The organism is Ralstonia sp. 110700041-2 (genome assembly GCF_056280165.1).
The window spans coordinates 106835-130406 of the sequence record NZ_JBSFAI010000005.1 but is presented as its reverse complement, the minus strand read 5'-3'; the positions used below and the strand labels follow the sequence as shown (position 1 = coordinate 130406).

At 62.6% G+C, this 23572-nt stretch carries 25 protein-coding genes and 2 tRNA genes; 15 read left to right on the top strand and 12 right to left on the bottom strand.

What is annotated here, in order from left to right; translation table 11 throughout:
• Nucleotides 1–103: 103 nt before the first annotated feature.
• A complete protein-coding gene (locus tag ACUXH0_RS09010; RefSeq protein WP_004635945.1) occupies nucleotides 104–676 on the top strand; it encodes an Ntn hydrolase family protein in 573 nt (190 codons plus the stop codon).
• 58 nt (nucleotides 677–734) lie between these two features.
• Nucleotides 735–2516: a dihydrolipoyl dehydrogenase gene (gene lpdA / locus ACUXH0_RS09005; RefSeq protein ID WP_012435902.1), complete on the top strand. Its 1782-nt coding sequence runs from the start codon at nucleotides 735–737 to the stop codon at nucleotides 2514–2516.
• 104 nt (nucleotides 2517–2620) lie between these two features.
• Here lpdA and ACUXH0_RS09000 read toward each other — a convergent pair whose 3' ends face one another.
• Complete coding sequence (locus ACUXH0_RS09000; protein WP_024541700.1) at nucleotides 2621–3181, bottom strand: hypothetical protein; 561 nt, start codon at nucleotides 3179–3181, stop codon at nucleotides 2621–2623.
• Between the two features lie 340 nt (nucleotides 3182–3521).
• Nucleotides 3522–4103: a phasin family protein gene (locus ACUXH0_RS08995; RefSeq protein WP_009240786.1), complete on the bottom strand. Its 582-nt coding sequence runs from the start codon at nucleotides 4101–4103 to the stop codon at nucleotides 3522–3524.
• Nucleotides 4104–4458: 355 nt separating this feature from the next.
• Between ACUXH0_RS08995 and ACUXH0_RS08990 the strand changes: the two genes are divergently transcribed.
• The 5 genes from ACUXH0_RS08990 to pbpG all read left to right on the top strand — a co-directional run bounded on the left by ACUXH0_RS08990 (nucleotide 4459) and on the right by pbpG (nucleotide 9229).
• Nucleotides 4459–5463, top strand: coding sequence for a histone deacetylase family protein (locus ACUXH0_RS08990; RefSeq protein WP_004635937.1), 1005 nt, complete (start codon nucleotides 4459–4461; stop codon nucleotides 5461–5463).
• Entirely contained in the window at nucleotides 5460–6377 is a 918-nt protein-coding gene (locus tag ACUXH0_RS08985; RefSeq protein ID WP_012435900.1) for a DMT family transporter, read from the top strand. Before ACUXH0_RS08990 ends, ACUXH0_RS08985 begins: the two co-directional genes overlap by 4 nt.
• Nucleotides 6378–6435: 58 nt before the next feature.
• Nucleotides 6436–6879: an acyl-CoA thioesterase gene (locus ACUXH0_RS08980; RefSeq protein ID WP_004635933.1), complete on the top strand. Its 444-nt coding sequence runs from the start codon at nucleotides 6436–6438 to the stop codon at nucleotides 6877–6879.
• A gap of 15 nt (nucleotides 6880–6894) precedes the next feature.
• Nucleotides 6895–7602 (top strand): nitroreductase, encoded by a 708-nt coding sequence (locus tag ACUXH0_RS08975; RefSeq protein ID WP_012435899.1) that lies wholly within the window; start codon nucleotides 6895–6897, stop codon nucleotides 7600–7602.
• A 436-nt stretch (nucleotides 7603–8038) separates the two neighbouring features.
• Nucleotides 8039–9229: a D-alanyl-D-alanine endopeptidase gene (gene pbpG / locus ACUXH0_RS08970; protein WP_012435898.1), complete on the top strand. Its 1191-nt coding sequence runs from the start codon at nucleotides 8039–8041 to the stop codon at nucleotides 9227–9229.
• A gap of 67 nt (nucleotides 9230–9296) precedes the next feature.
• Here the strand turns inward: pbpG and ACUXH0_RS08965 are convergent, their stop codons facing one another.
• Complete coding sequence (locus ACUXH0_RS08965; protein WP_004627146.1) at nucleotides 9297–10094, bottom strand: IclR family transcriptional regulator; 798 nt, start codon at nucleotides 10092–10094, stop codon at nucleotides 9297–9299.
• A gap of 240 nt (nucleotides 10095–10334) precedes the next feature.
• Here ACUXH0_RS08965 and ACUXH0_RS08960 point away from each other — a divergent pair, with 240 nt between their 5' ends.
• From ACUXH0_RS08960 to ACUXH0_RS08940, 5 genes are all read left to right on the top strand, one after another.
• Nucleotides 10335–11060, top strand: coding sequence for a (Fe-S)-binding protein (locus ACUXH0_RS08960; protein WP_012435897.1), 726 nt, complete (start codon nucleotides 10335–10337; stop codon nucleotides 11058–11060).
• A gap of 35 nt (nucleotides 11061–11095) precedes the next feature.
• Nucleotides 11096–12505 (top strand): LutB/LldF family L-lactate oxidation iron-sulfur protein, encoded by a 1410-nt coding sequence (locus tag ACUXH0_RS08955; protein ID WP_004627143.1) that lies wholly within the window; start codon nucleotides 11096–11098, stop codon nucleotides 12503–12505.
• A complete protein-coding gene (locus ACUXH0_RS08950; RefSeq protein ID WP_012435896.1) occupies nucleotides 12502–12783 on the top strand; it encodes a hypothetical protein in 282 nt (93 codons plus the stop codon). The genes ACUXH0_RS08955 and ACUXH0_RS08950 overlap by 4 nt, the downstream gene beginning before the upstream one ends.
• Before the next feature lie 69 nt (nucleotides 12784–12852).
• Nucleotides 12853–13167, top strand: coding sequence for a TM2 domain-containing protein (locus ACUXH0_RS08945; RefSeq protein ID WP_012435895.1), 315 nt, complete (start codon nucleotides 12853–12855; stop codon nucleotides 13165–13167).
• Between the two features lie 14 nt (nucleotides 13168–13181).
• On the top strand, nucleotides 13182–13349 hold the full coding sequence (locus ACUXH0_RS08940; RefSeq protein WP_170816385.1) for a hypothetical protein: 168 nt from the start codon (nucleotides 13182–13184) through the stop codon (nucleotides 13347–13349).
• Here the strand turns inward: ACUXH0_RS08940 and ACUXH0_RS08935 are convergent, their stop codons facing one another.
• From ACUXH0_RS08935 to ACUXH0_RS08915, 5 genes are all read right to left on the bottom strand, one after another.
• Nucleotides 13350–14117, bottom strand: coding sequence for an arginyltransferase (locus ACUXH0_RS08935; protein WP_012435894.1), 768 nt, complete (start codon nucleotides 14115–14117; stop codon nucleotides 13350–13352).
• A complete protein-coding gene (gene aat, locus ACUXH0_RS08930; RefSeq protein WP_004627134.1) occupies nucleotides 14104–14850 on the bottom strand; it encodes a leucyl/phenylalanyl-tRNA--protein transferase in 747 nt (248 codons plus the stop codon). Before aat ends, ACUXH0_RS08935 begins: the two co-directional genes overlap by 14 nt.
• 24 nt (nucleotides 14851–14874) lie before the next feature.
• Nucleotides 14875–15462 (bottom strand): NUDIX hydrolase, encoded by a 588-nt coding sequence (locus ACUXH0_RS08925; RefSeq protein WP_012435893.1) that lies wholly within the window; start codon nucleotides 15460–15462, stop codon nucleotides 14875–14877.
• A gap of 193 nt (nucleotides 15463–15655) precedes the next feature.
• Nucleotides 15656–15732: transfer RNA gene (locus ACUXH0_RS08920), tRNA-Met, on the bottom strand.
• A 28-nt stretch (nucleotides 15733–15760) separates the two neighbouring features.
• Nucleotides 15761–15837 (bottom strand) — tRNA-Met (locus ACUXH0_RS08915).
• 230 nt (nucleotides 15838–16067) lie between these two features.
• Here ACUXH0_RS08915 and ACUXH0_RS08910 point away from each other — a divergent pair.
• The gene (locus ACUXH0_RS08910; RefSeq protein WP_024541698.1) at nucleotides 16068–17102 is read left to right on the top strand and encodes a quinone-dependent dihydroorotate dehydrogenase; all 1035 of its coding nucleotides are present in this window, start codon (nucleotides 16068–16070) and stop codon (nucleotides 17100–17102) included.
• A gap of 16 nt (nucleotides 17103–17118) precedes the next feature.
• Here the strand turns inward: ACUXH0_RS08910 and ACUXH0_RS08905 are convergent, their stop codons facing one another.
• Nucleotides 17119–17358, bottom strand: coding sequence for a hypothetical protein (locus ACUXH0_RS08905; RefSeq protein ID WP_004627127.1), 240 nt, complete (start codon nucleotides 17356–17358; stop codon nucleotides 17119–17121).
• 390 nt (nucleotides 17359–17748) lie between these two features.
• On the opposite strand from ACUXH0_RS08905, the gene ACUXH0_RS08900 reads away from it, so the two are divergent.
• On the top strand, nucleotides 17749–19650 hold the full coding sequence (locus ACUXH0_RS08900; protein WP_012435891.1) for a potassium transporter Kup: 1902 nt from the start codon (nucleotides 17749–17751) through the stop codon (nucleotides 19648–19650).
• Nucleotides 19651–19729: 79 nt separating this feature from the next.
• Here the strand turns inward: ACUXH0_RS08900 and ACUXH0_RS08895 are convergent, their stop codons facing one another.
• The 3 genes from ACUXH0_RS08895 to ACUXH0_RS08885 form a co-directional block, all read right to left on the bottom strand.
• Complete coding sequence (locus tag ACUXH0_RS08895; protein ID WP_012435890.1) at nucleotides 19730–20170, bottom strand: hypothetical protein; 441 nt, start codon at nucleotides 20168–20170, stop codon at nucleotides 19730–19732.
• Nucleotides 20171–20356: 186 nt separating this feature from the next.
• A complete protein-coding gene (locus ACUXH0_RS08890; protein WP_012435889.1) occupies nucleotides 20357–22690 on the bottom strand; it encodes a Tex family protein in 2334 nt (777 codons plus the stop codon).
• Nucleotides 22683–22811: a hypothetical protein gene (locus ACUXH0_RS08885; protein ID WP_259393685.1), complete on the bottom strand. Its 129-nt coding sequence runs from the start codon at nucleotides 22809–22811 to the stop codon at nucleotides 22683–22685. Before ACUXH0_RS08885 ends, ACUXH0_RS08890 begins: the two co-directional genes overlap by 8 nt.
• Between ACUXH0_RS08885 and ACUXH0_RS08880 the strand changes: the two genes are divergently transcribed.
• Nucleotides 22801–23565 carry a hypothetical protein gene (locus tag ACUXH0_RS08880; protein WP_012435888.1) on the top strand — a complete coding sequence of 255 codons (765 nt, stop codon included), beginning with the start codon at nucleotides 22801–22803 and terminating at the stop codon, nucleotides 23563–23565. The genes ACUXH0_RS08885 and ACUXH0_RS08880 overlap by 11 nt on opposite strands.
• The last annotated feature ends 7 nt before the right edge of the window (nucleotides 23566–23572 follow it).

The following is a 23572-nucleotide window of genomic DNA, read 5'->3' as shown; positions in this document are numbered from 1 at the left end:
CCACGCGGGCGCGGCACGCATCTGGCTTCGGGCCTGTGCGTGCCGGCCCGGTTGGGTTTGCAGCGGTCGGCGGACTGGTCAGTGGATTGATGGCGAGGACGACATGACGACGTGCGTGGTGGTCAAGAAAGACGGCGAAGTGGCGATTGCGGCCGATTCGCTGGTGACGTTCGGCGATACGCGCCTGGCGCGTGGCTACGAGCAGAACCAGAAGATCTTCCAGGTGGGCGATTCGCTGATCGCGCTGGCGGGCACGACGGCCCACTTCCCGGTCATGCGGAGTCTGTTAGCGGGTCTGGCCGATGAGTGTCGCCTCGGCACGCGTGACGACGTCTTCCGGACCTTCCTCAAGGTGCACGAAAAGCTCAAGGACGAGTATTTCGTCAACACCAAGGAGGACGACGACGACCCGTACGAGTCGTCGCAGATCACCTGCCTGATCGCCAACGCCACCGGCATCTACGGCGTCTATTCGTACCGCGAGGTGTTTTCGTTCGACCGCTTCTGGGGCATTGGCTCGGGGCGCAATTTTGCGCTGGGAGCCATGTCGGCGGTGTTTGACATGCCGGGCAAGTCGGCGGCGGACGTTGCACAGGTGGGCGTGTCCGCAGGCGTGGAATTCGACAAGAGCTCGGGCGGTCCGATCGAAGTGCACACAGTACGTCTGCAGGATTGAAAAGCGTCAGCGGGCCCGGGCGATGCCGGGTGCCGACGACAAGAACAAGGAGTCAGGAATGAGCGTGGTGGAAATCAAGGTGCCGGACATCGGCGATTTCGATGCGGTGGAAGTCATCGAAGTGCTGATCAAGGCGGGCGATACCGTGGCGCCCGAGCAGTCGCTGATCGTGCTGGAATCCGACAAGGCCAGCATGGAAGTGCCGTCGGAGGTGGCTGGCAAGATCGTCGACGTAAAAGTCAAGGTGGGCGACAAGGTCAGCAAGGGCACGGTGATCGCGACGGCGGAAGCTGGCGCGGCTGCTGCTCCAGGACCTGCACAAGCGCCGGCTCCGGCCCCAGCACCGGCTGCCGCACCGGCAGCATCAGCCCCGGCACCGCAAGCGGCCAAGCACGCCGGCGGCGCCGACATCGAGTGCGAGATGCTCGTCCTGGGCTCCGGCCCGGGCGGTTATTCGGCCGCATTCCGCAGTGCGGATCTGGGCATGAACACTGTGCTGGTGGAGCGTTTCTCAACGCTGGGCGGCGTTTGCCTGAACGTGGGGTGTATCCCGTCGAAGGCGTTGCTGCACACGGCGGCCGTCATGGACGAAGTCAAGGCGATGGCCGCACACGGCATTGTCTACAGCGAGCCGACGGTTGATATCAACCAACTGCGCAAGCACAAGGAGTCCGTCATCGGCAAGCTGACCGGCGGGCTGGCCGGCATGGCCAAGGCACGCAAGGTGCAGGTCGTGCGCGGTGTTGGCACGTTCCTGGATCCGAATCACCTCGAAGTGCAACTGACGGACGGCGACGGCAAGGCAACGACGGGCGAGAAGAAGGTCATCCGTTTTGCCAAGGCGATCATCGCTGCAGGCAGCGAGGCCGTGAAGCTGCCGTTCATTCCGGAAGATCCGCGCATCGTCGATTCGACCGGCGCGCTGGAGCTGCGCGAAGTGCCGGGCAGGATGCTGGTCATCGGGGGCGGCATCATCGGCCTGGAAATGGCGACCGTGTACAGCACGCTGGGCGCCCGCATCGACGTGGTGGAAATGCTCGATGGCCTGATGCAGGGCGCTGACCGCGACCTCGTCAAGGTGTGGGACAAGATGAACAAGAGCCGCTTCGACAAGGTCATGCTCAAGACCAAGACGGTCGGGGTCGAGGCCAAGCCGGACGGCATTTACGTCAAGTTCGAGGGCGAAGCCGCACCTGCCGAGCCGCAACGCTATGACATGGTGCTGGTGGCCGTGGGCCGCACCCCGAACGGCAAGCGCATTGGCGCCGAGAAGGCCGGCGTGGCGGTGACCGACCGTGGCTTCATCGACGTGGATAAGCAACAGCGCACGAATGTGCCGCACATCTTCGCGATCGGCGACCTCGTGGGGCAGCCGATGCTGGCACACAAGGCCGTGCATGAAGGTCACGTGGCGGCAGAAGCCGCGCACGGCGAGAAGGCGTATTTCGATGCCAAGCAGATTCCGTCGGTCGCCTATACCGATCCGGAAGTGGCCTGGGCAGGTCTGACCGAAGACCAGTGCAAGGCGCAGGGCATCAAGTACGGCAAGGGCGTGTTCCCGTGGGCCGCTTCGGGCCGCGCGATTGCCAACGGCCGCGACGAAGGCTTCACGAAGTTGATCTTCGACGAGGAAACGCACCGCATCATCGGTGGCGGCATCGTTGGCACGCACGCCGGCGACTTGATCGGCGAAATCTGCCTGGCCATCGAGATGGGCGCGGACGCCGTGGACATCGGCAAGACCATCCACCCGCACCCGACGCTGGGTGAGTCGGTGGGCATGGCTGCGGAAATCTACGAGGGTGTTTGCACGGACGTGCCCCCGGCTCGTAAGCGATGAACTGCAATTAACCGCCAGAGTGTGGAGGCAACTCCGGATCTGGCTGGCAAACAAAAGGGCCGCTCGAATGGGCGGCCCTTTTGTTTGGGATGATCGGCGGCAGGTCAGTGCCGAGGCTCGGCTGGGCGCCGATGCCGACGTAGCACGCGCACTGCCGCGATCAGGCGGCGCCATATCTGCTGCATCGTCCCATGTCGACGGGCGCGCCAGACGGCAATTCGTACCTGGAAGGCTTGCCAGGTCGATGTTGCTTGCAGGGTGGCCAGCATGCGCTGCTTCCATGCCAGGAACGCGGATTCCCAGCGGGCATACCAGGCGATCGTGTGCAACTGTGGGCGCACGGCGGAATAGATGCGCACGCCCAGCCCCGTACTGACGATTTTCGCTGCGACCAGAACGATGGCGCCTGCAATGAGGTGGCCCCGCGCCAGCACGTAGACGGCCGCCAGCTTGAACGGCAGCAATGCGAGCATTGGCAGGGCAAAGGCACAGAGGGCTTCGATGGGCTCCAGTTGCGCCAACTTCCGCTCCGCCGCTTGGACCCAGGGATGCGCCGCCAGACGGGCGGTTACCTGTCGCATGACGTTCCAGATCCACTCTTCTAACAGCAGGATAAGCGCAGCCGCGACGATCAGACTTCGCTTGGCCATGGATTCGCGAGACATTGGGAAGGAGAAGAGGGCGGCGAACCGCAATACAGAATGGAGCGTCGGCTGCGTGTAAAAGTTCGCAATTTGAAGAGGAGACGTTTCCCATGCACACAAAAAACCCGGCCGAAGCCGGGCAAAGGTACCCACTGATCACCACTGAGGACAGGTTTCGGTAGCGGGACCGAGGAGACAATCCAACGAACACGGTGGGATGGACCAGCGGCCGCGCGTTTGGGTTCCGCGTAAATGCACGCAAACGATGTGTTTGGAGGATGGCTCGACGGCCAAAACAAAACGGGCCTCCCGAAGGAGGCCCGCTTCAACAATCAGAGGACTAAAGAAAGCAGCTTAGCGCTTACGCAGCGGTCGTTGCCGACTTCTTGCCGGTGGCAGCGCGCGCTTGGGCCGATGCTTGAGCGGTTGCCTTGCTGGCAGCGTTGGCAGCAGCGTGGAAGTTGCTTTCAGCCAGTTCCACAGCTTGCTTGGTGGCCTTCTGCACCGAGTCGTAAGCGTTGTTGGCGGCCGACAGAGCCGACTTCACCAGGGCAACTGCCGATTCCGAACCGGCCGGAGCGTTCTTCGACACGTTGTCGACCAGCGCTTGCAGCTTGCGGCTGTTTTCAGCGATTTGCGCTTCAGCAGCCTTGCTGAATTCAGTTTGCGTGTCCGAAGCGATTTCGTACAGGTGACGGCTGTAAGCCAGAACCTTTTCAGCCAGCGGCTGCACTGCGGCGGTTTGCACCGACAGCAGCTCTTGGGCGTCCTTGGCGGTCAGTGCCTTCTTGGCGTGTTCGACGTTCTCGGCCAGGGTAGCCTTGACGACCTGCAGGTTCAGTTCGACCAGCTTTTCGACGCCTTCAAATGCCTTGTTGGTCAGGCCGAAGAACGTTTCCAGGTTGGCCTTATGCGCCGCAGCGATCTGTTCCTGAGTCAGCATGTTGTCTCTCCAAATACAAAGGTGGGTGGGGAATCAAAATGAAAATTTAGATCGCCCAGATGTACAAAGCATGACGGTCTGCGTCGGGCCTTCCAGGCGACATCGCGATGAATTAGGGATGGTGCATCGCAACAATTTCATTGTTGTTGAATGTCAAACCAGTGTCAAGCGTCCTTTGTGCATCGCACAAAAAACAGAATTCGTTGATTTTCCGTGCACAGGAATTGCGTGACCAACCGTTTGGCATAATTTTTTGTGGCAGGAAAATGCGCGTCCGTGGTGCATGCGAAATGCATTTGACCAACTCTGGCCGCAAATCCGTCTCAAAAAACATACGAGTGCAGCGTAGGTTACGATGCGCCCGAGTGCTATTTTTGTTGCGTTGCGATTTGTTATTCACATGCGGGCGTTCTATACCGACCACTTTGTCTTGCCGCTGCCGCCGGGCCATCGGTTTCCAATGCGCAAGTACAGCGACCTGCGCGCACGGGTTCTGGCCGACGTGCCGGGGCTATCCATGCATGAGGCGCCGCGGGCCGATGACGACGCGTTGCTGCTGGCGCACACGTCTGAATATGTTGAGGCGGTAAGCGCCGGGCGGCTTGACCCCGCGCGTCAGCGGGAGATCGGGTTTCCCTGGTCGCCGGAAATGGTCGAGCGCAGCCGCCGTTCGGCGGGGGCCACGATGGCCGCGTGCGAGGCTGCGCTGGCGGATGGCATTGCCGTCAATTTGGCGGGCGGCACGCACCATGCCTATGCGGACAAGGGCGGCGGTTTCTGTGTATTCAACGACGCTGCCATCGCCTCGCGCTGGATTCAGCGCCGGCCGGGCAGGACGCCGGCGAATTTTCCGGTCGCCATCGTCGATCTCGACGTACATCAGGGCAACGGCACGGCGTCGATCCTGCGCGATGACGCGGCTGTTTTCACCTTGTCCTTGCATGGAGAGAAGAACTACCCGTTCCGCAAAGAAGCCTCGGATCTGGACATCGGCCTGCACGATGGCTGCGGCGACGAGGACTATCTGCAGGCGCTGACTGGCGCTCTCGATATCCTGGCCGGGCGCTTCAAGCCACAGTTGATCATCTATCTGGCCGGCGCGGACCCGCACGAGGGCGATCGCCTCGGCCGGCTCAAACTGACTCTCCAGGGTCTGGCCCGGCGCGACCAGGAAGTCTTCGATTTCGCATATCAACGGCGCATACCGATTGCCGTTACCATGGCGGGCGGCTACGGCAACAATATCGACGATACCGTGGCCGTCCACGCGCAGACCATCGCGCTGGCTGCGCGGCACGCACAGCGCTGGGCGGCCCGCGACGAGGCCGCCGCCTCGCACTCTCTTCCGCTTTCCGCATGACCCAAGCGTCTTCCGTCGCGCCAAACTTGGCGCGCGACTCCCTGTTTGTCGTCGCCATGCCGTGGCTGTTCGTGTTGATCTGGAGCACGGGCTTTATCGTGGCCAAGTACGGGATGCCGTATGCGGAGCCGATGACCTTTCTGTTTTTCCGCTTTGTGGGCGTGCTGGTATGCCTGCTACCGCTGGTGTGGATGGCGCGAGTGCCGCTGCCGCGCCGCTCCGGCACGGGCGAAACCGACTGGGCGACAGTCGGCCACATCGCGGTGGCCGGTTTGCTGATGCAGTGGGGGTACCTTGCGGGCGTGTGGGCAGCGGTTAAGCTGGGCATGCCGGCAGGGATGACTGCGCTGATCGTCGGCATGCAGCCGATTTTGACTGCGCTGTATGTCTCGATGCGTGGGGAGCGTGTGTCGGGCCGCCAATGGTTGGGATTGCTATGCGGCATCGCGGGCGTGGGCCTGGTGGTGGCCAACAAGTTGCATCTGGCGGGCGTGGGCGCGACGACGCTTGCGCTGTGCGTGAGCGCGCTGCTGTCGATCACCGTGGGTACGCTCTATCAAAAGCGCCATTGCCCGGTGTTCGACCTGCGGATGGGCGCGTGCATCCAGTTCGGGGCATCGGCGCTGCTGTGCCTGCCGTTCATGTTTCTGTTTGAGACGCGCGAGGTGCATTGGACGCTGCCGATGATCGGCTCGCTGGTGTGGTCGGTGCTGGCGCTGTCGATCGGCGCGATCTCGCTGCTCTTTGTGCTGATCCGCAGGGGCGCGGCCACCAAGGTGACGTCGCTCCTGTATCTGACGCCGCCTACGACCGCCGTGATGGCGTGGGCGCTGTTCGGCGAACGTTTTCCGCCGCTTGCGGCGCTGGGCATGGTGATTGCCGCCTGCGGTGTGGCGCTCGTCATCCGCAAGTGACCGCGTTTGAGTGCCTGGCGTATCCTGATCACTTTCCACTGCCACCGGCCAGCCGCCTATGAGCACGCCCCGTCAGACGCGCGACGACTACCGCCACTTCCACACCATCACCACGCGCTGGATGGACAACGACGTCTACGGTCACGTCAACAACGTCGTCTATTACAGCTACTTCGATACCGTGGTGAACGCGTATCTGATCGAGCAGGGCGTGCTGAACCCTGAACACAGCGACACCATCGGCCTCGTCATCGAGACACAATGCAACTACTTCGCGCCGCTGTCGTTTCCCGATCCCGTGGTGGCAGGGCTGCGCGTTGCACGCCTTGGCAACACGAGCGTGCGCTATGAGGTGGGTCTGTTCCGCTGCGACGCCCAGGAGGCCGCCGCTCAGGGCCATTTCGTGCACGTCTACGTCGACCGCGAAACACGTCGCCCGGTGCCACTGCCCGATGCGCTGCGTGCTGTGCTCGAACCGCTCGCGTCCAATATCACCGCCTGAATTTTGCGCATCGCCATGACCGACCGACGCCCCACCTCCACAGAAGTCGAACGCGTCGATCAGGCAATCACTTCGCGCCGCTCCGTTCGCGCATTCTTGCCGACGCCCGTCGCCCGGGAAGACATCGAGGCGATCCTCGATGTAGCGCGCCGTGCGCCGTCAGGCAGCAATACGCAGCCGTGGAAGGTCTATGTGCTGACGGGCGAGTCGAAGGCGCGCTTGTCCGAATCCGTGTTGGTGGCGTACGACCACCCGGAGGTGGACACGCTGCATCGCGAGGAGTATCCGTACTACCCGCGCACGTGGGTCGATCCGTACCAGAGTCGGCGCCGCAAGGTCGGCTGGGATCTTTATGGCCTGCTCGGCATTGGACGCTCCGACAAGGAACGCATGCACGCACAGCACGCGCGCAACTTCCGATTCTTCGATGCGCCGGTCGGCATCATCTTCACAATCGACCGCGTGATGGAGCAGGGCAGTTGGCTCGATTACGGCATGTTCCTGGAAGCCGTGATGGTGGCCGCGCGTGCTCGGGGCATCGATACATGCCCACAGGCCGCGTTCACGCAGTTCCATCGGGTCATCGCAGAGCATCTCGGGCTGACGGATGACGAGATGGTCGTCTGCGGCATGTCGATGGGTTACGCGAATCCTGCCGCCATCGAAAATACGCTTGTCACCGAGCGGGCGCCTGTCTCCGACTTCACCCGGTTCCTGGACTGACGTCGTTATCACGGCGCTGCCTGCACGCTACAGCGCACATCTTCGTGCAAAGCGAGAATTGGCGGTGAAAAGTCGCCGAATTATGTCAACAGATACGACCGATCCGTCGTTAGACTTCCATCTGCGACTCGACGTACGCGGCGCGTGTGTTGTGAGGGAATGTTGGGGACGGTTGTAAACCGTGATTGTCGTCACTTGCGATCGAATCACGGGGTATTTTCCGGTCCCACTTCCGATCTACACGGGGAGAAATGTGCGTCTTGTGCAACTTTCTTCGTGATTAGGCTCCTGCTCCGGCAGACAATTGCGTCGAAATGATGACCGAATGATAAGGCTCCACAGGTCAAACTTTAAGGCCGTGAGCTAAGTCCTTCATCTTGCTAAGAATTTTGTTTTTGCCTACACTTGCGCCATCTCACGCGCGGGTGATCGAACCATGTCACGGTCTGTTTCCTCATTTTTTCGACGTCTCGGCTTCGTTTCGCTGATGACCGTCGCGCTCGCTGCCGTCTCTGTCACTACCGTGGCCAACGCTGCCACGACCGACAAAAAACCCGCCGCTAGCAAGAAAGCCAAATCCAAAGGCAAGACCGTCGCCAATCGCAAGGCCAGCGCCAAAGTCGCGGCTACGAGCGGCGATGAAGTCGCCTCCACCAAAGTCCGCAAGGTCGTCACCGTCAAAGGCAAGCGTCGCGTGATCATGGTCGAGCGCGGTGCACGTCCGGTGCGTGCGGCGTTCGTGCCGGCGTCCCCGACACTTGGTGAAGCGATGGGACTGCGTTCGACGCCCGATGCGTTGGCGCTGCGTTCCTCCGTTGCGCTGGTGATGGACCAGAACAACGGCGAAGTGCTGTTCCAGAAGAATTCGTCGGCCGTGCTGCCGATTGCCTCGATCACCAAGCTGATGACCGCACTGGTCGTGACCGATGCACATCAGCCGATGGACGAGCTGCTTGAAATTACCGATGAGGATCGCGACTACGAGCGCAACACGGGCTCGCGCCTGCGCTTCGGCACGATGCTCACGCGCGAAGACCTGCTGCTGCTGGCGCTGATGTCGTCGGAAAACCGTGCAGCCTCCGCGCTGGGCCGCAACTATCCGGGCGGTCGTCCGGCATTTGTTGCCGCCATGAACCGCAAGGCGCATGAACTCGGCATGAACGATACGCACTATGTAGATTCGAACGGCCTGTCTAGCAGCAACGTGTCGAGCGCGCAGGATCTCGCCAAGATCGTGATAGCTGCCTACAAGGTGCCGCTCATTCGTCAATTCACAACCACCCCCGAACATACGGTCAGCGCCAACGGCCGCACGCTGCACTACGTCAACACCAACCGTCTGGTGCGCGGCGGCGAATGGGATATCGGCCTGCAGAAGACCGGCTTCATCAACGAAGCCGGCCGCTGCCTCGTCATGCAGGCCAACGTGCATGGCCGCAATGTCGTGATGGTGTTCCTGGATTCGGCCGGCAACCTCACGCGCTTTGCGGACGCCACGCGTGTGCGCAATTGGCTGGAGCGCAATCCGCACATCGAGCCGGCCACGCAAGCGGCTGCGCCGCTGCGGAATGTACCGGTGTCGACGCAGCCCGCCACCGTGCTGGCGTCGGAGCAGCACGGCGCCTGAGCCACCGCATCACCCAACAAAAAAGCGCGTTCGATGACGCGCTTTTTTGTTGAGCAAAACCGGCGGCTCACTCCGCGCGCACGGCGTCCTCTTCATACGTGTAGCCCATGCCTTTGGAGATCTGTAGCGCGGTGTCCTTGAGATTGTCGAGCCAGCTGTCCTGCAACCGGTCTGCCGGTGCAGACAGCGACAGACCTGCTACCAGCCGGCGCGAATCATCATAGATGCCGGCAGCGATGCAGCGCACGCCGAGTTCCAGTTCTTCGTTGTCACGCGCGTAGCCGTTGGTGCGCACCCAGTTGAGTTCGCGTTCAAGCTTGGGCAAATCCGTGATGGAGGTGCGGGTGTGGCCAGACAAGCCCGTGCGTGTCGCATAGGCGCGCACACGGCCGAGTTCGTCAGCAGCCAGGAACAACTTGCCAACCGAAGTCAGATGCAGCGGTGCGCGGCCACCGATGGCGCGCACCACTTGCATGCCAGAGCGCTCGGAATAGGCGCGCTCGATGTAGACGATCTCGTCGCCCTGACGCACCGAGAGGTTGACGGTCTGGCCCGTCAGGCGGTGCAGGGCGCGCATCGGCGCGAGCGCCGCTTCTCGTACCGAGAGGCGCGCCTTGACCAGGTTGCCGAGTTCGAGCAAACGCATGCCGAGACGGTAGCTGCCCGGGTCGGAGCGATCGACGAAGCGGCAAGCCACCATGTCGTTCAGGATGCGATGCGCGGTGGACGGGTGCAGGCCGGTGCTGGCCGACAGCGCCTTCAGGCTGACCGGATCGGCGTGATCGGCAAGCGCGTCGAGCAGCATCATCATGCGTTCGATGACCTGGATAGACGTCTTGCCGGGGTCCTTGTCTGCTTCTGCCATGGGTGCAGTGGGTTGCGGATGCGATGCAAAATTCTATCCCACGATGTGAAAATGCGCACCATCCCGACGCATGATTCCGTGTATTTTCGAAGGCTTTCTCGGTCGGCCAGCAACTGTGCTTAGCGCCACCTCGTGAAGCGCTCTCACCATCGACATGAAGAAGTTCTGTGCCCGCAGACCCGCGCCAGGCGAGGCAGCAGGCGCATAATGGCGGCTTCCAGCAGAACACACGAGACTCCCATGCGCGTAGGTTTGTTCGTCACTTGCCTCATTGATCTGATGCGGCCCGAGATCGGGTTTTCAGTGCTCAAGCTGCTGGAAAAGGCCGGTTACGACGTCGTGGTGCCGCCCGCGCAGACCTGCTGCGGGCAGCCCGCCTACAACTCCGGCGATCGCCCTTTGGCGCGCGACCTGGCCGAGAAAACGCTCAAGGAATTCGAGCAGTTCGACTACGTTGTCGTCCCGTCCGGTTCTTGTGGCGGCATGATCCGCAAGGGCTACGCCGATCTCTTTCGCGACGATCCGGAACTCGCGGGCCGCTATGAGCGCCTGGCGCCGCGTGTGTACGAATTGACGGATTTTCTCGTCAACGTGGCACGCGTCGAATCGCTCGACTCCGAATTTCACGGTCACGTGACGTACCACGATTCGTGCTCCGGTCTGCGCGAGTTGGGCGTGAAAGCGCAGCCGCGCGAGCTGCTTGGCAAACTGCCGGGCGTGCAGTTGACCGAGATGCCCGCATGCGAAGCGTGCTGCGGTTTCGGCGGTACGTTCTCGATCAAGTACGGCGATATCTCCACCGCCATTGCAGATGAGAAATGCGCCAACATCAAGGCCAGTGGCGCCGATACCGTGGTGCTCGGCGATGTCGGCTGCATGCTCAACATCGAAGGCCGGCTACGCCGTATGGGCGACACGCACACGCGCGTGCTGCACATCGCTCAAGTCCTTGCGGGCGACGCGTAATCGCGACGCCAAGAACACGACGGAGACGCCATCACATGCAAGTCCGCAGCATGGAATTCAAAGCACGCGCCGGGCAGAAGCTCGCCGACAAGCGCCTGCAGCAGAACCTTACCAAGCTCTCGACCAAATTCGTCACCGCACGCGCGGCAGCCATCCAGGACATCGATTTTCCGGCTACGCGTGAAGCGCTGAAGGAGCGCCGCAACCGCGCGTTGGAAAACCTCGACGTCTGGCTCGCCACCTTCGAGGCGGAAGCGACGCGCCGTGGCGCCAAGGTGCTGTTTGCCGAAACCACGGCCGATGCCGCTCGCCTGGTCGCAGAGATCGCCCGCCAGCACGAGGTCAAGAAGGTCATCAAGAGCAAGTCGATGGTGACCGAAGAGATGCGCCTGAACCAGGTGCTCGGCGAGATGGGCGTGCAGAGCATCGAGACCGATCTGGGTGAGTACATCCTGCAGATCAACGATAGCGAGCCGCCGTCGCACATTATTGCGCCGGTAGTGCACAAGGATAAGGAGGAGATTGCTGATCTCTTCGCCAAGACGCACAAGAAGCCGCGTCTGACCGACATTCCCGAGATGACGCGTGAGGCGCGCGAAGTGCTGCGGCCCGAGTTTCTGTCCGCTGACATGGGCGTGACGGGCGGCAACTTCATCATTGCCGAGACGGGTTCCGTGGCGATCGTCACCAATGAGGGCAACGAAGGCATGTGCACGATCATGCCGCGCGTGCACGTTGCCGTGACGGGCATCGAGAAGGTGCTGCCGACGCTCGAGGATCTGGCGACCGTCATGCGCTTGTTGCCGCGTTCGGCGACCGGACAAGCGATCTCGAACTATTTCTCGCTGCTGACGGGCCCGCGCGCGCCCGGCGAGAAGGATGGCCCAGAGCATATGTACTTCGTCATCGTCGACGGCGGCCGCAGTGGCCTGATCGGCGGCGAATTCCAGGAGATGCTGCGCTGTATCCGGTGCGGCGCGTGCATGAACCACTGCCCGGTCTATCAGAAGATCGGCGGCCATGCGTACGGCTGGGTGTATCCGGGCCCGATGGGCAGCGTGCTGACGCCGAGCTACGTGGGGCTGTCGAACGCACTGGACCTTCCGCAAGCGGCCACGCTGTGCGGTGAATGCAATCGCGTGTGTCCTGCGTCCATCCCGTTGTCGGATCTGTTGCGTACGCTGCGCGAGAAGCAAATGGAGCGCGAATTGCGCCCGCAAGCGGAGCGCTTTGGCTTGCGCGTGTGGGGCTTCATGGCACGGCGACCGGCGTTGTACTCGGCCGGTACCTGGGTTGCAGCGCGCGTGCTGCGTTGGATGGGCGGTGACAAGAAGCTGATCCACTCGCTGCCCGTCGGAAAAGGCTGGACCGACACACGTGACATGCCGGCCCCAGCAGGCAAGACGTTCCGCGAGCTGTATCGTGAGAAGAAGGCCCGAGCATGACCAGCGCTGAATCCCTCCAAACGCTGCGCGACGCGCTCGACCGTCACGCAAAGTCGCCCGACCTGCCGCACTTGCTCAAGCAGTGGCGCGACGACGCAGTGCTCGCGCCGTTGGCAATCTTGCCGCCGGCGTATGACCAGGTGCGGCGCTCCTTGCTGCAGCGGCTGGATATGGCGGTGTCGTTTGGCGAAGAAAGCTGTTCGTTCTCGCCGTCGTCGTTGCTGGCCGAAATGCGTTTGTGGACGGACAAGGCTGAGGCGAAGCTCGCCAGCATGTAATCGCGGGGCGACATGGAACGCAGGATGCGTGCTAGTGTCTGACAGCTTATTCCCGTGTCAGCCAATGCCATGAATCAGACCGCCCGCGAAATCATGCTGTACGACGCCCAGAAGAAGAGTCCGGGCGTTGCCTACCTCTGGTGGTTTCTGCTGGGCTTCCTGGGGGCGCATCGCTTCTACCTGAAGCGGCCAGGCAGCGGTATCGCGCAGGCCATTGCCAACATCGGCGGCACATGGCTGGCGTTTCGTGACATGGGTAACACCGCGGGCTGGGTGCTGGCCGTCATCGGCGGGCTGTGGGTGCTGGTGGACATGTTCCTGATTCCGGGTATGGTCCGCGCAAACAACACGGCGCTCGCCGAGCGGCTTTCGACCGCGCCCTGAAAGGAATCGACCTCATGAGCAAAATGACTTGGTGGAAGCGCGCCACACTGTGGGCGACAGGCTTGGCTTGCGTGGGCGGTGCGTTGGCAGGTTGTACGACTTCCCGCGATCAATACAACCAAAGTTCCAGCATCAGTACGTACGGTGTAGTCGACGTCGGGATCGAGCGCACGTCGCGCTGATCATTCTTCCGTGGTCCGCGGCACCACGTCTTCAAACCGCCGCCACTCGCCATTGACAAGTAGTTCCAGTGGCTGGAACAGCGCCTTATAAGCCATCTTTCGGCTCTGTTCGATCCAGTAGCCTAGATAGACATAGGGCAGGTCCAGCGCCTGCGCCTGAGCGATCTGCCACAGGACGTTGTACGTCCCATAACTCGCCTTCTGCTCGATCGGGTCGTAGAACGTGTAGACGGACGACAGCCCATCTTCCAGCACGTCGATCATGCTCACCATGCGCAGCTTGCCCGCCGATGGCGATTCGGGCGGCTCACGAAACTCCACCAAACGCGAATTCACGCGGCTCTGTAGCAGGAACTGCTCGTACTGATCGCGGCTGTCGTGGTCCATGCCGCCGCCCGCATGGCGGACAGACTGGTACAGCAGATAGAGCTGATAGTGCTCTTCGACATAGGTGAGCGGTGCAACCAGCGCCTCAAGCCCTTGATGCCGCTCGGCGGCGCGGCGTTGCGCCCGCGATGGTGAATATTGATCAACGACGACGCGACATGGCGTGCACGCATGGCAATCGTCGCAGTGAGGGCGATAGGTGAAGATCCCGCTGCGCCGGAAGCCAGCGCGCACGAGCTTGGAATAGACGTCTGCGTTGATCAGGTGCGCCGGGGTGGCGACCTGCGAGCGCGCCAGGCGGCCATCGAGGTAGCTGCATGCGTAAGGCGCGGTGGCATAGAACTGCAATGCCGAGAGGGGGAGTTCCTTAAGCTTGCTCATTGCGTACGGTCCACCGGCGGAGCACCGATTTGTCGAAGTGCCACGGCACAATGGCCGGCGCGCTGGCCGCTTCGCGCACATGTGCGAGAAACGCCGCGCGCGGCACCGGGGCACCGCCCAGCGACGCCAGATGCTCGGTTTCCTGCTGGCAGTCTATCATCGCGACGCCCTGACCGCCGAGGAAGGCGCAGAGCGCTGCCAGCGCGATTTTCGAGGCATCGGTGCGATGCGCAAACATCGATTCACCGTAGAACATGCGGCCAAGCGCCACGCCGTACAGGCCACCCACACGTTGCCCGGCGTGCCACGTCTCCACGCTGTGCGCGTAGCCGCGGCGGTGCAGGGCTGTGTACGCCTGGATGACGTCTTCGGTGATCCACGTGCCGTGCTGTCCAGGGCGCGCTGTGGTGGCGCACGCGACCATCGTTTCGCGGAAGGCGTGGTCGATGCGGATTTCCCAGGCCGGGTCGTCAAGCACGCGGCGCAGCGTCTTGCGAAACGTGGTTGATACGCGAAAGTCTTCGGGGCGGAGCACCATGCGTGGATCGGTGCTCCACCACAACACCGGCTGGCCCTGGGCATACCACGGAAAAATGCCTTGTCGATACGCAATCAGCAGCCGTTGCGGCGATAGCTCAGCGCTGGCGGCCAGCAGGCCGGGCGCTTCGGACTCCGGCCCGAGCGCGCGATCGACCGGCGGGAAGGGATCGTGCGGATCCAGCCAGGCAATCATGATGCGGACAACGTTGGTTGTGTGTTACGGCGTCGTGGCCGGCGTGTCGATTGCAGCCGAGCGCATCGGCTTGTAGATGTCGAGCGTGTGGAGGCGGAAGCTGCCGTCAGCTAGCCTGCCGGCTGCGCGGTCTGCAAAGAAGCAACGCAGCGTGTGGATGACAGTCGGGAAGGCCAAGTCATCCCAAGGGATGTCGGCTTCATGGAAGAGTGCGACTTCCAGGCTTTCTTCGCCCGGGGCGAAATCCAGATCGTTCAGCTTGGCCAGATAGAACAGGTGCACCTGGTGCACGTGCGGCACGTTGAGCACCGAATACAGCTCGCCGATTTCGACGTTGGCGCCGGCTTCTTCCTGCGTTTCGCGGTTGGCGGCCTGCGCGGTGGTTTCCCCGATTTCCATGAAGCCTGCGGGCAGCGTCCAGAAGCCGTAGCGCGGTTCAATGGCGCGCTTGCACAGGAGGATCTGATCATTCCAAACCGGCACGGTGCCAACCACGTTGCGCGGATTCACATAGTGAATCGTATTGCAATGGTCGCAAACGTCGCGCAGTCGGTTGTCACCGGCGGGAATGCGCGAGACGACTGACTGGCCGCAGTTGGAACAGAATTTCATGGGGAATCGTCGCGGGTGGAATGCCTCAGTGTATCACCGCGGCGATGTGGCCCCGCGTGACGCAGTTGGGGCGGGAGTATCCACGGAGTTGCACGCGAAACGGTGCACACAGAGGCGTCGGAAAACAAAAAGCCCGCTGTGTGCGGGCTTGATGATTCGGCTCAGGTCTTGGAGCGAGCCGTTCTACTTTGGCTGGTTGCGGGGGCAGGATTTGAACCTGCGACCTTCGGGTTATGAGCCCGACGAGCTGCCAGACTGCTCCACCCCGCGTCCGTAGAAACGCATTCGACTTTCTGGCTGGTTGCGGGGGCAGGATTTGAACCTGCGACCTTCGGGTTATGAGCCCGACGAGCTGCCAGACTGCTCCACCCCGCGTCCGTCGAATAAAAGAGTATAGGGAAACCTGTGCGGCAACGCAACACTTATTTCGCGCGGCATGCATATTGATGGTGCATGTTACCCGTGGAGAGGGCCCGCGATGCCACGCGCCGACGGGTTCTTAGACACATCGTGCGCAGTCATGTTCGAAAGCGGTGCGCACGATGCATTGCGGCGTGCCGGCCGTTTACAATGCCGCCTTTCGCGTTCTTCTCTTGATTCCGACCGTGCTCAACGCCCTGTACCCGCTTGCCCGCCCGCTGCTGTTTTCGATGGACCCAGAAGACGCACATCACTTCACGCTGAATCAGCTCAAGCGGGCGCACGCGATGGGCCTTTCGGGCTGCATCGGTGGCCGCGTAGCCCCGCGGCCGCGCACGGTGATGGGCGTAAAGTTTCCCAACCCGGTGGGGCTGGCTGCCGGCCTGGACAAGGATGGCGCGTATATCGATGCGCTCGGCGCGCTCGGCTTCGGCTTTATTGAAGTTGGCACGGTCACGCCGCGTGCGCAGCCGGGCAACCCGCGCCCGCGCATGTTCCGGCTGCCGGCTGCCAATGCGCTCATCAACCGTATGGGATTCAACAACGGCGGTGTCGATGCGTTCATCAATAACGTGAAGGCATCGAAGTGGCGTGAGGCCGGCGGCGTGCTCGGCCTGAACATCGGCAAGAACGCCGACACCCCGATCGAGCGCGCCGTCGACGATTACCTGCATTGCCTGGAGCGTGTGTATCCGCATGCAAGCTATGTGACGGTCAACATTTCGTCGCCGAACACGAAGAACCTGCGTCAACTGCAAGGCGCGAGCGAACTGGACAGTCTGCTCGGGACGCTACGCGGGGCACAGCAGCGCCTGGCAGATCAGCACAAGCGCTACGTACCGGTGGCACTGAAGATCGCGCCAGACCTGGACGATGACCAGATTGCCAACGTTGCCGACGCGCTCCTGCGCCATAAGATGGACGGCGTGATTGCGACCAACACGACGATCAGCCGTGAGGCCGTCGCCGGTCTGGCGCACGCGGAAGAGGCGGGCGGATTGTCGGGCCAGCCGGTGCGCGAGGGCTCGACGCGGGTGATTCGCGCCTTGCATGGTTTGCTGGGCGATGCTGTGCCCATCATTGGCGTGGGCGGCATTCTCGCGGGCGAGCACGCGCGCGAGAAGATCGACGCTGGCGCGCAGCTGGTGCAGCTGTATACGGGATTGATCTATCGCGGCCCAGGTCTGGTGGCGGAATGCGCGCGCGCACTGGCGCGTTGATGCTGGCTGGTCGCGCCTAGCGGCGCAGCAAGAAGATGATGAGCGCGCTGGCGGCCACCACGGCGGCTGCCAGATCGTACGGGCCGGCGTAATCGGCCCAAACAGACGGGTCGAGCCGCTGCATGAAGGCCGATTGCGCCCATGGCAGGATCATGCGCGGGATCGTAAACAATAGGGCGGCCACAACCAGCAGCACGATCAGTGCGGTCAGCGAAGGCTTGGAACGCCCCAGGATGCGGATGGATGAGTGGGGCAAGGCCGTCCCCGTTTTGGATGCGTCGGGCGGCTGGTTGCAAGTCGCTCAACGTAGTTTGCAATAAAGGTTTGTCAGGCATTTTCCTACAAAGTTCTGTCGGCTGCAGTCCTACTTTCGGCTATGTGCAGTGCCGCACGCACAATGTGTTGCCCGCACGCTAGGGAGCCGGATTGGCGTTGCACAATGTGCTCCATTCGGGTTTTATATGCCTGGGCAATTTTATTTCGGCGCTGGGGAACGTTTTCCCTGTAGGGCAGAGCATCGTGATGCACTGCGGCAACGAATGCCCGTTCGAGGGGTTGGCGTGACGAAGGCGGGGAGTACAATCCGCCCTCATTGTGCAATGCACGATTTTTTGAGCGGCCAGAAGTTCGGCCGATTTCCAAGTTAATGAGTCAAGCTCTCACAGCAACCGGGTCGCCCCAGACCAACGTGAACCTGCGCGCCATGGTGATCGGCGCCGTGGGTGTGGTGTTCGGAGACATCGGCACCAGCCCGCTGTATTCGCTCAAGGAATGCTTCAGCCCTGATCACGGCATTCCCTTCTCCAGCGGTGCGGTGCTCGGCATCATCTCCATGCTGTTTTGGGCGATGGTGATCGTGGTGTCGCTCAAGTATGTGCTGTTCGTCATGCGCGCCGACAACAACGGCGAGGGCGGCATTCTCGCGCTGATGGCGCTGTCGCTGCGTACGGCCAATACCGATTCCCGGCGCATGTCGCTGCTGATGATGCTGGGCGTCTTCGGCGCGTGCATGTTCTACGGCGACGCCGTGATCACGCCGGCCATCTCCGTCCTGTCGGCCATGGAGGGCCTGGAGATCGCCGCGCCCGCGCTGTCGCCGTTTGTGCTGCCGATCACGATCGTGATTCTGGCAGTCCTGTTCCTCATCCAACGGAGCGGCACGTCGGTGGTCGGCAAGCTGTTCGGTCCGGTGATGCTGCTGTGGTTTGCCGCGCTAGCCGCGCTGGGCATGATGAATCTGGTGAAGGCGCCGCAGATTCTGGTGGCCGTCAACCCGATGTATGCGATTTCGTTCCTGCACGACCATGCGCTGCAGGCGTTCATCGTGCTGGGTTCGGTGTTTCTGGTGCTGACCGGCGCTGAAGCGCTGTACGCTGACATGGGCCACTTCGGCGCCCGGCCCATCCGCTGGGCGTGGTTCTTCATCGTAGCGCCGAGCTTGTTGGTGAACTACTTCGGCCAAGGCGCCATGCTGCTGACCGACCCAAGCACCATCGAAAACCCGTTTTACCGTTCCGTGCCGGAAGCGCTGCAACTCCCGATGGTGATGCTTGCGGCGGCGGCTACCGTCATTGCCTCGCAGGCCGTGATTTCGGGAGCGTTCTCGCTGACGAGTCAGGCGATTCAGCTTGGCTTTGTGCCGCGCATGCGCATTCGCTACACGTCGGAAGCCGAGATCGGCCAAATCTACGTGCCGATGGTCAACTGGATGCTGCTGATCCTGGTGGTGGGCGTGGTGCTGGCGTTCAAGAAGTCCGACAACCTGGCTGCCGCCTACGGCATCGCCGTGACGACCACGATGGTCATTACCACGGTGCTGGCTGCGGTGGTGATGCGCTCGGTCTGGCGTTGGCATCCGGCGCTGGTGACGCTCGTGAGTGTCTGTTTCCTGGTGGTGGACTTGGCGTTCTTCGCCGCGAACCTCTTGAAGATCCGCGATGGCGGTTGGTTCCCGTTGACGCTGGGCGCCGGTGTGTTCTTCCTCCTGATGACCTGGTACAAGGGCAAGAAGCTTCTGCGTGCGCGCAGCCTGGAGGATGGCATCCCACTCGAGCCGTTCCTGGCTGGGTTGCTGGCCCATCCGCCGCATCGGGTCGAGGGCACGGCCGTTTTCCTCACAGGCAATACCGAATTCGTGCCGGTGTCGTTGCTGCATAACCTCAAGCACAACCGCGTGCTCCACGAGCGCGTGATCTTCATCAGCTTCGTCACACGCGATATTCCCTACGTGGACGACAAGCACCGCGTGTCCGTGCGCGATCTCGGCAGCGGCATCTACATCGTCAAGGCGGATTATGGCTTCAAGGAAACGCCGGATGTGTACCGCGTGCTCGAACTGGGGCAGCCGCAGATCGGCACGCGCTGTGAATTGATGGATACATCGTTCTTCATCGCGCGTGAGTCGGTGGTGCCGTCCAAGCTGCCGGGTATGTCGATGTGGCGTGAGCGGCTGTTTGCATGGATGCATCAAAACGGCGCCAAGCCGTCGGACTTCTTCCACATCCCCGCCAACCGCGTGGTGGAACTGGGTACCAAGGTCGAAATCTGATCAACCTTCCGCTGCATAACAAAACGGCCCGTGCGAGAGAGACGCACGGGCCGTTTTGTTTGTTGGGGCGGGGCCGCAATTACATCTTCGCAGCGGCGTGATTGCGCTCGCGGACTTCGTCGTTGCGGGCGTGGACGTCGTGGTTGCGGTCCTTGACGTCGTGTCGCAGGTCTTTGCGATCGCGGTGCAGGTCGCGGCGCTCGGCGTTGACTTCATGCTGCTCTTCGGCGCGCTTCTTGTTCCAGTATTCGGCACCCCCGACGTTGCCCTTGGCCAGGTCGCGGTCTTCGCGGCGTTGATCGGCGTTGCGGGCGGCGCGGTCGGCGTTCAATGCGGCCTTGTCGGCGCCGATGTCCGCGCGATCACGGCGGACATCGCGGTTGTCGTGGCGGATGTCACGGTTGTCCTGGCGAATCTGCTGATTGTCTTGCTGAACTTGCTGGACGGGCGTGGTCTGCGCGAAAGCGGCGGTACCGGCAACAGCAAGCAGGGCGGCAATCAGGGTGTGGCTCGTCTTCATGGCGTTTCTCCTCGTGGGTCCCAGGCGGTGCGCCTGTGTCACCTTAACGGGCCGAAAAGACTGGCCGACGACGCATGAGTGTTAGCAAAGATCCATGCGCGTAAGGACTTGTAACGGCCCGCACGCGGCCATGAAAAAACCCGCCGAGTCCGAAAACCGGGCGGGTTCCGCTCAATAGAATGCGCGTTAGCGCTTGAGCTTGGCGAACGCTTCTGCCATGGCGCCGGACGGTTCCGGCGCACGACGTTGCTGACCGCCGTGGCGACCGCCGCCGCTGCTCGGGCGATCGCTGCCGCCCGTGCGCGCGGCCGTCTGACCGGGCTCATCCGAGAGGCGCATCGTCAGGCCGATGCGGTTGCGCTTCACGTCCACCTCCATCACCTTGACCTTGACGATCTGGCCAGGCTTGACCACCTCGTGCGGGTCGCGCACGAACTTGGTCGACAGCGCCGACACGTGTACCAGGCCGTCCTGATGCACGCCGATGTCGATGAAGGCGCCAAACGCCGCCACGTTCGTCACCACGCCTTCGAGCACCATGCCGGGCTGCAGGTCCTTGATGTCTTCCACGCCGTCCTGGAACGTCGCCGTCTTGAACTCGGGGCGCGGGTCGCGGCCGGGTTTTTCCAGTTCAGACAGGATGTCGACCACGGTCGGCAGGCCGAATTTCTCGTCGGTGAAGTCACGGGCGGTCAGGCCACGCAGTGCCTCGCGGTTGCCGAGCACGTCGCCGATGCCCTTCTTGATGCTGTCGAGGATGCGCTTGACCACCGGATACGCTTCCGGGTGCACCGAGGAACGATCCAGCGGATTGTCGCCGTCGTTGATGCGCAGGAAGCCTGCGGCCTGCTCGAACGTCTTGTCGCCCAGGCGCGGGACTTTCTTGAGCGCGTCGCGGTTGGCGAACGCGCCGTTGGCATCGCGATACTCGACGATGTTCTTGGCGAGGATGGAGTTCAGGCCCGATACACGCGCCAGCAGCGGGGCAGAGGCTGTGTTCACATCCACGCCGACCGCGTTCACGCAATCCTCGACGATGGCGTCCAGCGCGCGTGCCAGCTCGCGCTGGTTCACGTCGTGCTGATACTGGCCGACGCCGATCGACTTCGGGTCGATCTTCACGAGTTCGGCCAGCGGGTCTTGCAGGCGGCGCGCGATCGACACCGCGCCACGTAGCGACACGTCCAGTTCGGGGAACTCCTTGGCCGCCAGCTCCGACGCCGAATACACAGACGCGCCGGCCTCGCTCACCACGATCTTGGTCAGCTTCAGCTCCGGTGCGTTACGCATCAGGTCCTGCACCAACTTGTCGGTCTCGCGGCTTGCTGTGCCGTTGCCGATGGAAACCAGGGCCACGCCGTGCTGCTTGGCCAGGCGGGCCATCGTCGCGAGCGAACCGTTCCAGTCGCGGCGCGGCTCGTGCGGATAGATCGTAGCGGTTTCGAGCAGCTTGCCAGTGTGGTCAACCACCGCGATCTTGCAGCCCGTGCGGATGCCCGGGTCGACGCCCATCACCGCTTTCGGGCCGGCCGGCGCGGCCAGCAGCAGATCGTGCAGATTGCGGCCGAAGATCTTGATGGCCTCGGCTTCGGCCGATTCCCGGAGTTGCGTGAGCAGTTCGGTTTCGATATGCGGCTGAACCTTCACGCGCCAGCACCAGCGGCACACGTCCGACAGCCACTTGTCAGCTGCGCGGCCCCTGTTTTCGATGCCGACATGGCGCGCGATCATGATTTCGCACGGGTGCGGGTTCAGCGCGTCCTGTTCTTCGCCGAGTCCGAGTTTGACGAACAGCACGCCCGCATTGCGGCCGCGGAACAGGGCCAGCGCGCGGTGCGACGGCACGTTGCGGATCGGCTCGCTATACGCGTAGTAATCGCGGAATTTTTCTTCTTCGGCGGTTTCCTTGCCTTCCACCACGGTCGACGAAACCTGGCCTTGATTCCAAAGATGGTCGCGCACCTTGCCAAGCAGCTCGGCTGTCTCGCCAAATTGCTCGGAGAGGATGTCGCGTGCGCCGTCCAGTGCGGCCTTCACGTCCGGCACGCCACCATCGGCGGTCGGATTGCCGTTGACGAACTTGGCGGCTTCGGTTTGAGGATCGAGCGTGGGGTCGGCCAGCAGCGCCTGGGCCAGCGGCTCCAGGCCGCATTCGCGGGCGATCTGAGCGCGTGTGCGGCGCTTGGGCTTGTAGGGCAGGTAGAGATCTTCCAGCACCTGCTTGGTCTCGGCCGCCTCGATGGCGGTGCGCAGGGCATCGGTCAGCTTGCCTTGCTCTTCAATGGAAGCCAGGATGGCCGCGCGGCGGTCTTCCAGTTCGCGCAGGTACAGCAGGCGCTCTTCCAGGTTGCGCAGTTGCGTGTCGTCCAGGTTGTCCGTCACTTCCTTGCGGTAACGTGCGATGAAGGGCACTGTGGCGCCTTCGTCCAGCAGTTGCACGGCGGCGGCAACCTGCTGGGGCCGGACCGCCAGTTCAATGGCGATGCGGGAGACGATCTTCTGCAACACGGAATCAGTCATTGCTTCCAGAGAGTGCGATGGAAAGCCGCGCATTTTGCCACAACGCGAACCCTGTTCCTGAGCTGAAATCCGTGGCCGCGCGGCGTTTGCCGCACAGGCGCGGTGATAAAATGCGCGTCATGCCTACGCTCCTGTTTTCTGCCCGTCGCCGCGCTGCTGCGCGCCGCGCTTCCCAGCTGGTTCTGCCGGCGTCCGTGCTCAGTGTCGCGCTGCTTGCCGCGCCCGCATGGAGTCAGTCTCAGCCCGCCTCTGCGCCGACTGCGGCGGTGCCCGCCACGCAGCCCGATTTCGGCGCCGAGCACGATCGCATCGCCAGCGCCAAATCCTGGGCCGAATACCGGTACGCCCAGGCCGAGCGGGCCTGCTACGACAAATTCCTCGTCACGCGCTGCATCGACAAGGCCAAGGATGTGCGTCGCACGGAACTCCACTCCATCCGCGAACGCGAGTTGGCATTAGACGAAGCCGAGCGCGCCGACCGCGCTGCCCGTCGCGACCAGGAGCGTGCCATCCGCGAGGCCCAGTACAACGCCGAACGGCCCCAGCGCGAAGCTGCCGAGCAGAAGAATCGCACCGATTTTGCGAGCAAGCAGGAGCAGCAGCGGCTGAATGAGGCGCAGCGCCAGGCCGCAGCGCCGCAGCGCGCTGCCAACGCGCAGGCCGCTGCCAAAAAGCAGACCGATTACGACGCTAAGCTGAAAGCCGCGCAGGAGCAGGGCGCAGCCAATGCCGCCAAGCGTGCGGAAAGCGCCAAGCAATTCCAGGAAAAGCAGCAAGACGCCGCCAAGCGCCAGAAGGAATTGGAAGAGCGCCGCGAACAAGCCAAGCGCCGAAACCAGCAAAACCAGAACAACACCAGTCCGCTGGGGTTCTAAACTTCAG

What these genes read in the sequence shown, in the direction of transcription:
- ACUXH0_RS09010 (WP_004635945.1), top strand. Translation starts at nt 104, where the DNA reads ATGACGACGTGCGTGGTGGTCAAGAAAGACGGCGAAGTGGCGATTGCG.
- lpdA (WP_012435902.1), top strand. Translation starts at nt 735, where the DNA reads ATGAGCGTGGTGGAAATCAAGGTGCCGGACATCGGCGATTTCGATGCG.
- ACUXH0_RS09000 (WP_024541700.1), bottom strand. Translation starts at nt 3,181, where the DNA reads ATGTCTCGCGAATCCATGGCCAAGCGAAGTCTGATCGTCGCGGCTGCG.
- ACUXH0_RS08995 (WP_009240786.1), bottom strand. Translation starts at nt 4,103, where the DNA reads ATGCTGACTCAGGAACAGATCGCTGCGGCGCATAAGGCCAACCTGGAA.
- ACUXH0_RS08990 (WP_004635937.1), top strand. Translation starts at nt 4,459, where the DNA reads ATGCGCCCGAGTGCTATTTTTGTTGCGTTGCGATTTGTTATTCACATG.
- ACUXH0_RS08985 (WP_012435900.1), top strand. Translation starts at nt 5,460, where the DNA reads ATGACCCAAGCGTCTTCCGTCGCGCCAAACTTGGCGCGCGACTCCCTG.
- ACUXH0_RS08980 (WP_004635933.1), top strand. Translation starts at nt 6,436, where the DNA reads ATGAGCACGCCCCGTCAGACGCGCGACGACTACCGCCACTTCCACACC.
- ACUXH0_RS08975 (WP_012435899.1), top strand. Translation starts at nt 6,895, where the DNA reads ATGACCGACCGACGCCCCACCTCCACAGAAGTCGAACGCGTCGATCAG.
- pbpG (WP_012435898.1), top strand. Translation starts at nt 8,039, where the DNA reads ATGTCACGGTCTGTTTCCTCATTTTTTCGACGTCTCGGCTTCGTTTCG.
- ACUXH0_RS08965 (WP_004627146.1), bottom strand. Translation starts at nt 10,094, where the DNA reads ATGGCAGAAGCAGACAAGGACCCCGGCAAGACGTCTATCCAGGTCATC.
- ACUXH0_RS08960 (WP_012435897.1), top strand. Translation starts at nt 10,335, where the DNA reads ATGCGCGTAGGTTTGTTCGTCACTTGCCTCATTGATCTGATGCGGCCC.
- ACUXH0_RS08955 (WP_004627143.1), top strand. Translation starts at nt 11,096, where the DNA reads ATGCAAGTCCGCAGCATGGAATTCAAAGCACGCGCCGGGCAGAAGCTC.
- ACUXH0_RS08950 (WP_012435896.1), top strand. Translation starts at nt 12,502, where the DNA reads ATGACCAGCGCTGAATCCCTCCAAACGCTGCGCGACGCGCTCGACCGT.
- ACUXH0_RS08945 (WP_012435895.1), top strand. Translation starts at nt 12,853, where the DNA reads ATGAATCAGACCGCCCGCGAAATCATGCTGTACGACGCCCAGAAGAAG.
- ACUXH0_RS08940 (WP_170816385.1), top strand. Translation starts at nt 13,182, where the DNA reads ATGAGCAAAATGACTTGGTGGAAGCGCGCCACACTGTGGGCGACAGGC.
- ACUXH0_RS08935 (WP_012435894.1), bottom strand. Translation starts at nt 14,117, where the DNA reads ATGAGCAAGCTTAAGGAACTCCCCCTCTCGGCATTGCAGTTCTATGCC.
- aat (WP_004627134.1), bottom strand. Translation starts at nt 14,850, where the DNA reads ATGATTGCCTGGCTGGATCCGCACGATCCCTTCCCGCCGGTCGATCGC.
- ACUXH0_RS08925 (WP_012435893.1), bottom strand. Translation starts at nt 15,462, where the DNA reads ATGAAATTCTGTTCCAACTGCGGCCAGTCAGTCGTCTCGCGCATTCCC.
- ACUXH0_RS08900 (WP_012435891.1), top strand. Translation starts at nt 17,749, where the DNA reads ATGAGTCAAGCTCTCACAGCAACCGGGTCGCCCCAGACCAACGTGAAC.
- ACUXH0_RS08895 (WP_012435890.1), bottom strand. Translation starts at nt 20,170, where the DNA reads ATGAAGACGAGCCACACCCTGATTGCCGCCCTGCTTGCTGTTGCCGGT.
- ACUXH0_RS08890 (WP_012435889.1), bottom strand. Translation starts at nt 22,690, where the DNA reads ATGACTGATTCCGTGTTGCAGAAGATCGTCTCCCGCATCGCCATTGAA.
- ACUXH0_RS08880 (WP_012435888.1), top strand. Translation starts at nt 22,801, where the DNA reads ATGCGCGTCATGCCTACGCTCCTGTTTTCTGCCCGTCGCCGCGCTGCT.
- ACUXH0_RS08885 (WP_259393685.1), bottom strand. Translation starts at nt 22,811, where the DNA reads ATGACGCGCATTTTATCACCGCGCCTGTGCGGCAAACGCCGCGCGGCC.